1 protein-coding gene is annotated in these 269 nt (G+C 48.0%); it reads left to right on the forward strand.

Going from position 1 to position 269, the window contains the following annotated elements:
* A partial coding sequence (locus AB4585_RS28725) for a hypothetical protein (protein ID WP_372172184.1) occupies positions 1-269 on the forward strand: 269 nt, incomplete at both ends.

Genomic DNA, 269 nt, shown 5'->3' on the forward strand with positions numbered 1-269 from the left:
GATTATCTAAAGGCCAATGAAGCGCAGCTAGAGCAAGATAAAGAAGGCCGGTTAATCGCCCATACATTGGACTTTATCCCAGCAGAGCTGCACAAAAAATGGCGACGAGTGTGGGTTAACAGCTATGAAAAGGGCAGTCGTCAACGAGTGCCGGCGCTAATGGATACCCATAACCCTGGGCTGACTGGTGGTGTGCAAAATCAGCCCGATTATCAAGCCGGGATTGTTGATCATAGGGTCCACTTTCAATCGGATGTGCTTAAGTTTAT

Source organism: Vibrio sp. 10N.222.49.C9 (assembly GCF_041474985.1).
Lineage (GTDB): Bacteria > Pseudomonadota > Gammaproteobacteria > Enterobacterales > Vibrionaceae > Vibrio > Vibrio crassostreae_C.